This is a genomic window from Arthrobacter sp. JCM 19049 (genome assembly GCF_001310435.1).
In genome coordinates, this window is the sequence record NZ_BAXF01000844.1 from 1 (window position 1) to 688 (window position 688).

Below are 688 nucleotides of genomic sequence, written 5' to 3' on the forward strand. Positions count from 1 at the left end.
TTGTCGGCCACCCGCTCGGTACTGGATTTGGCCTCCAGCCTGCCCGCCGACTTCCGCCGGATGCGTGACGGGGTGCGCCAGATGCTGCACAGCCTGCGTGAGGGGATCCTGGATGCCTCCACCGCCAAGGGCGTGGCCGTGGGCCAGGTGCTGGAGGCCGACCGGCAGCTGCGCTCCACCGCGGAGGGGGAAACCTTCTCCGGCTTCACCGAATTCCTCGGCTCTCCCGAGGCACAGCAGCGTTTCCGGGCCGCGGTCAACGAGGTGCTGGAGCGCGACTTCGTCGATGATTTGCAGGCCCCCGAACGCCAGATCCTGACCAACCTGCTGCGCGAACTGCGCCGCCAGGCCGCTGAGGTCCACGAATCCTACGGCCGGCTCTCCGAATCGTTGCACGCGTTCGTGCAGTCCGAGGACTACCAGCAGGCGCAGCTGCTGCGCCAGGCGGTGCGTGAAGCGGAGCTGGCGATCAGCCGTTCCACGAGCCTGAAGCCGCGCAGCGCGCTGGCCCCGTTGGACTTGTACGCCCCGCAGTTCGTGACCCTGCACGGGCTGGGCATCTTTGACCCTTCCGAGCATGTGGCTCCCCCGCCCCTGGCCGAGGCGCCGCAGTTCGACGCCGCGGACATTGTGCGCACCCCCAGCACGGCGAAGGCCGACATGCCCTTCCTGCGCGAGGCGGTGCGCA

The 688-nt window shown here is 69.2% G+C and carries 1 protein-coding gene; it reads left to right on the top strand.

The window, feature by feature from the left end; translation table 11 throughout:
* Positions 1-688: DUF3375 family protein (locus JCM19049_RS16660; protein ID WP_279403475.1), on the top strand; the 688-nt coding region annotated here is incomplete at both ends.